This window comes from Oleiphilus sp. HI0080 (genome assembly GCF_001635135.1).
This window is the reverse complement of the sequence record NZ_LWFU01000812.1, coordinates 1-5,523: the sequence shown is the minus strand read 5'-3', so window position 1 is coordinate 5,523 and position 5,523 is coordinate 1. Positions and strand designations below refer to the sequence as shown.

8 protein-coding genes are annotated in these 5,523 nt (G+C 48.7%); 1 reads left to right on the top strand and 7 read right to left on the bottom strand.

What is annotated here, in order from left to right:
* Window positions 1-1,045: HD-GYP domain-containing protein (locus A3751_RS16570; protein WP_068458028.1), on the top strand; the 1,045-nt coding region annotated here is incomplete at its 5' end.
* 25 nt (window positions 1,046-1,070) lie between these two features.
* Here the strand turns inward: A3751_RS16570 and A3751_RS16565 are convergent.
* From A3751_RS16565 to A3751_RS16535, 7 genes are all read right to left on the bottom strand, one after another.
* Window positions 1,071-1,319: a hypothetical protein gene (locus tag A3751_RS16565; RefSeq protein ID WP_068458026.1), complete on the bottom strand. Its 249-nt coding sequence runs from the start codon at window positions 1,317-1,319 to the stop codon at window positions 1,071-1,073.
* Between the two features lie 15 nt (window positions 1,320-1,334).
* Window positions 1,335-2,336 carry a UDP-N-acetylmuramate dehydrogenase gene (murB, locus tag A3751_RS16560; RefSeq protein ID WP_156492555.1) on the bottom strand — a complete coding sequence of 334 codons (1,002 nt, stop codon included), beginning with the start codon at window positions 2,334-2,336 and terminating at the stop codon, window positions 1,335-1,337.
* Window positions 2,337-2,372: 36 nt separating this feature from the next.
* Window positions 2,373-2,837: a low molecular weight protein-tyrosine-phosphatase gene (locus tag A3751_RS16555; RefSeq protein ID WP_068458022.1), complete on the bottom strand. Its 465-nt coding sequence runs from the start codon at window positions 2,835-2,837 to the stop codon at window positions 2,373-2,375.
* Window positions 2,834-3,601 (bottom strand): 3-deoxy-manno-octulosonate cytidylyltransferase, encoded by a 768-nt coding sequence (gene kdsB, locus A3751_RS16550; protein WP_068458020.1) that lies wholly within the window; start codon window positions 3,599-3,601, stop codon window positions 2,834-2,836. The genes A3751_RS16555 and kdsB overlap by 4 nt, the downstream gene beginning before the upstream one ends.
* 52 nt (window positions 3,602-3,653) lie before the next feature.
* Window positions 3,654-3,842 (bottom strand): Trm112 family protein, encoded by a 189-nt coding sequence (locus A3751_RS16545; RefSeq protein ID WP_068458017.1) that lies wholly within the window; start codon window positions 3,840-3,842, stop codon window positions 3,654-3,656.
* Between the two features lie 27 nt (window positions 3,843-3,869).
* The gene (gene lpxK / locus A3751_RS16540; RefSeq protein WP_068458016.1) at window positions 3,870-4,913 is read right to left on the bottom strand and encodes a tetraacyldisaccharide 4'-kinase; all 1,044 of its coding nucleotides are present in this window, start codon (window positions 4,911-4,913) and stop codon (window positions 3,870-3,872) included.
* Window positions 4,914-4,969: 56 nt separating this feature from the next.
* Window positions 4,970-5,523: ABC transporter ATP-binding protein (locus A3751_RS16535; protein WP_156492554.1), on the bottom strand; the 554-nt coding region annotated here is incomplete at its 5' end.

Sequence of the window (5,523 nt, the reverse complement as noted above, 5' to 3'; positions counted from 1 at the left end):
TATCGAAACCGATGACCCACGTTGGCTCAAGGCTGAAGAAGCAACGCAAAAAACGCCAACTCAGTTAATCGCCGGATTTCGCGAAACACGTGACATTCATGAGGAAATGCCCCGCGCTAAGTTCACTCTAGAGAAAACTCACGAACATATCGAAAAAGTACTAAACGACATCAACAACGGAGAAGCATTTGCTGTCGAAGAATCTCGCGCCGTTGTGCGCGAGTGCATGACGAGTATCATCAGCAACGCAAACGCGATGCTTTGGCTTACCAAGATCAAGAACGAAGACAAATACACCTCTGAACACTGCATGCGCGTAGGCGTACTTTCAATCGCATTTGGTCGTTTTTTAGGTCTTCCGGACCAAGACCTTCAACTGCTCGGCTTAGCAGGCATGCTGCACGATGTGGGAAAGACAAAAACCCCACCAGACATACTCAACAAGCCGCGCAATCTAAGCTCAGACGAATATGAAATCATGAAGCAACATGCCGTCTTTGGAAGAGAAATTCTTGGTAAACAAGAGGGGCTAGAGCAACTCGTAATTGATACAGCGCACTACCACCATGAGCGCGTTGACAGTTCGGGCTATCCGGAGCAGCTGGATGCAAGCCTACTTCACCAGTTTATTCGCATGGTCTCTATCGTCGACGTCTACGATGCCATTACCAGTGATCGCTGCTATCAGCGAGGCAAGTCTGCTTTTGAAGCACTGAAAATTCTCTTTGGCGAAACAAACAAGCATTTCGACAAAAAGCTCGTGGAAGCCTTTATCCGCATGATAGGTATCTACCCGCCGGGAACGCTCGTTGAAATGAGCAATGGAGAGGTCGGCATTGTTGTTTCTTCAAACCCTGACGCACGGCTTAAACCGAAGGTAGAGCTAGTGACCGATGCAAACAAAAAACTAAGATCACCTTATGTCATAGACCTGTCGGCGACACCAAAAGATTCTACTGGCACACCGTTCGCTATTAAGAATGGCCTACCAAACCATACCTTTGGCATTGATATTAAAGACTATCTGTTTCGCCCACAAACCTAGTGCTGATGCTCTGGCACGGGCACAACTACCACAGCCAATTCATAACCAGATCACCACCTACTTCACGCCCGTGACTTGAGCGTGTATACATGTCCGCTAAGCTTAACAGCCAGTCTTCATCCAACTCATGGTCAATACCTAAAGCGAGCGTGACAGCGTGTGGGCCTCTGTTCTGTCCAACAAAATTTTGCGTATTACTCGGGTCGAAGTTAAACGATGCTTTCACGTCGTGCTCGCTATTGTGTTCCGCCAAAACATCGTAATCGTATCGCACTTCTATGCGTAATTTTTAATCATGGCGCGGCTCCTGTTGTTGCTCTTGAATAACAACCGGCTCTATCTCAAGCTCTACCGAAAAAATACTTTTAATCTGACTTTGAATACTCGCCGCCAGGTCCAAAATATCATGTTGCTGCGCACCACCTGTATTGGTAAGCACGAGAGCCTGACGATCATGCACACGCGCAGCACCTAACTGCTTTGCTTTGAAGCCCGCCTGATCAATCAGCCAACCGGCCGCTACCTTAACGCTATTGTGTCCTTGGGGATATCCGACCACTCCGGGAAAATCGAACTGCAACGCATCAAAAGCGCGCTTTGAAATCACAGGGTTTTTGAAAAAACTGCCTGTATTGGGAATAACCGAAGGGTCTGGGAGCTTTTCCGAACGAACAGCGATCACCGTGTCGCGCACTAACTGCAGCGATAAATCTGGGCTATCTTGAAGGGTTTGTAGCTCGCCATACGTCAAAACAAACCGAGGCTGCTTTGAAAGCTCAAAACACACTTCGGTAATCACATAACGTCCTGAGTGCCGTTTGAAAACACTATCGCGATAGGCGAATTCGCACTCGTTACGCATCAGTTCAACAAATCTCTGAAGCTGCCTGTCATAAGCGCGCACCCTTAACACACGCTCTTTTAGCTCAACGCCATAAGCACCAATATTCTGAACGGGTGCGGCACCAACACATCCAGGGATCAACGACAGATTTTCCAGCCCGTAATAGCCCTGCGCGACGCTCCAGGCAACCAAGGCATCCCATACAACCGCAGCACCAACGCGCAACACGACGCTTGTTTCAGTCTCTTGCTCGACATTGATATCTGCGTGCTTTAGGCTCACAACCGGTTGACGAATTCGTTCAGGAAGTATGACGTTACTACCCCCTCCTAGAATCAAGACATCGCCTCTAACGCCTTGAAAAAACGCTAGTACCTCATCATCGGTTGCCAATTCCACAAAGCGCTCGGCGACACAAGGCAACGCCATCGTATTACGTTCAGTCAAATCCAGCTGCGAGTATCGAGGTGCCACAGGTTAGGCCTACTTAGAAAGGATGTCTTCAAGCAAGCCTTCGCAGGCCGACTCGACTAAATCCAGAACATGCTCAAAGCCCCGCTCGCCGCCATAATAGGGATCGGGTACTTCGGTCTCGCTATAGTCACCAAAGGACAAAAATAACTGGGGAATCACTTTGGCATCTTTCGGGCAGAGCAAATCAAGCTCACGCAGGTTTGCCTCATCCATCGCAAGAATGTAATCAAACTCGTAAAAATCATTGCTTTGAACCTGTCGCGCCCTCAAATGCGATAAGTCATAACCACGTTTTCTAGCATGCGCTGTCGCGCGCTTGTCTGGCGACTCACCAATGTGCCAACCGCCGGTACCACAAGAATCAATGTGAATCTGCTCAGCAAGCCCCTTGGCTTTTACAAGCGACTCAAATACACCATGCGCAGTGGGTGAACGACAAATATTACCCAAGCAAACGAACAGCACGCGCGTCATTTCTCACCCTTAAAATACTGACGCACACGCTCTAAATCTTCCTGTGTATCCACGCCTGAAGGAGGCGCTTCCGCTGCGATATCGATGTGTATTCGCACACCATTGCTGAGCGCGCGCAACTGCTCAAGCTTTTCGACTTGCTCCGTCATACTGGGCAGCCATTGCACATACTGGCGAAGAAAACCAACGCGATAAGCATACATACCGATATGGCGATAATACTCTGCTTTTGAAGACAATCGAGGAGGTGTTTCAGTTAAGGCATCGCGTGCGTAAGGAATCGGCGCACGACTAAAATACGAGGCAAAACCATGCTCATCAAAAACAACTTTCACCGCGTTGGGATTGAGAACAGTATCTAAATCGTGAATACGCTCGCACAGCGTTGCGATGCCCGCTTCCGGATGATCATCCAAATTTTGCGCGACTTGCTCAACCAACGCCTTTGGAATCAAGGGTTCATCGCCTTGAACATTCACAACAATCTCGTCCTCATCAAGGTCAAGCTTGCTAACCACTTCTTCAAGCCGGTCGGTCCCGGACGGATGATCAGCCGAGGTCATCATCACCTCGGCTCCGGCCGCCTTACAAACGGATTCGATATCAGGATGATCTGTCGCCACAATCACGCGATGAGCACCAAGGTCTTGCACCTGATCATACACACGCTGAATCATTGGCTTGCCTGCGATATCAAGCAGCGGTTTACCTGGCAATCGCTGAGAAGCAAAGCGTGCTGGAATAATGACGGTATATCGCAACATTAAAACAACCTTCTATTTTATATGGTGGCTTTTGCTTATCTAAAGACGTGGTTTAGTCTTTGCTCAGTTTCTCGTCTGTCGTCAAGGTGCGCGCCTCAGACTCAAGCATCACCGGAATGTCGTCGCGAATCGGGTAGGCAACACCATCTGCTTTACAAATGAGTTCCTGGGCATCCTTGTCATACTTCAGCTCACCTTTACAAAGCGGGCAAGCGAGAATCGAGAGTAACTTCTTATCCAAAACAGTGTCCCTTAATTAAAACCGTATTCAATTTTCCAGCCGTGCGAGACGACCCATTTCATTGAGCTGATTGTAAAGCCTCTCACCTAGATTGTCTTGAAGTTCCGGCTCAACACGCAGGAACCAAGCATCTTCACAATGTAGATCTTTGCATTTTGCCGCGTCTTTTTCGGTCATGAGGATCGCTGTTTTTTTATCGTTCAGATCTTTTTGCTTGTAGCCATAATGGTCTGGGTAAGGGTATTCATCGCACCTGAGGCCCAGGGCCTGCAAGGTACCAAAAAAACGCTGCGGATTGCCGATCGCAGCAATCGAAGAAAAACGTTGCGACGCGTAACGCTCTACAAAGGTATTTACATCGATACTTTCAGAACCATCCAAACGAACAAACTGCTTCGGAGTAAGCTGCATGTGCGTTCGAAAAACGGAATCCGGCAATGACGTAAGCAATGTCATCTCCGTCTCCAATGCGCCATTACAGACAATGGCATCCACTTCGAATAACCGAGATACGGGCTCTCTCAATGGTCCCGTCGGCAACAGCTGACCATTGCCAATACCGCGTTTGCCATCAATGACGCATAGCTCAATATCTCGATGCATTTTATAGTGCTGAAGACCATCATCAGCGACCACCAAATCAACGCCAACATTCGCCAGATAGTCGACTGCCCTTTGACGATCTGGACTCAAAGCAATGTCGCACCCCAACAACTGTTTCAACATGAGAGGCTCGTCGCCAACTTCACTGGCTTTGCTCTCTAGCCTGACTATTCGAACCTCACTTTGGGGGATCGCGACCCCATAACCTCGACTAACAACGCCAACTCGGTACCCTCTGCCTTCAAAGTAACGCACCAGATAGCTGACTAAAGGGGATTTACCCGTACCACCGGCCGTAATATTGCCGACTACAATCACGGGGACGGAGCTAGTAGGGGGAGAAGGTTTGAAAAAAGAACGAATCAACAACACTAAGCCAAAAAGCAGAGATAGCGGCAAAAAGAGCCAAGGCCACAAGGCTTTTTGATACCATGCATTGCTCAGTTTTTCAGCAAAGCCTTGACTCATTTCATTTAGCTCGGTTGTTGGAGAGGCAGCTTAATTTGTCGTTGTTTAAAGCGTCGCTATACTTCGTCGCTCTGGGCCATCTTATAAAGCTTGGCGTACTCACCGTCTTTGGCGAGCAACTCTGCATGCGAACCCTGCTCTACGATGTAACCATTATCCATCACGACAATCACATCGGCCTCTTCTATAGTAGATAAACGGTGCGCAATAACGAGCGTAGTTCGGCCGACCATCAACTCATCCAGCTCTTTCTGAATCACTTTCTCAGATTCGTTATCAAGCGCAGACGTCGCCTCATCCAATATCAGTAGAGGAGCATCTTTCAACAAAGCCCGTGCAATCGCCAGCCGCTGACGCTGGCCACCGGAAAGCGAAACGCCGTTGTCGCCAATTTCTGTATTGAAGCCGGAATCTTTATCTGTAATAAAATCAAGCGCGTTTGCCTTGGTTGCGACCGCCTGCAACTCGCTTTCTGGCGCGCCTTTAAGATTGCCATAGGCAATGTTGTTTGCGATGGTGTCGTTAAACAGCGTGACATGCTGTGTCACCAAGCCTATCTGGTCACGCAGAGAGCGCAGAGTATAGTCAGCCAAGGGCACGCCATCCAACT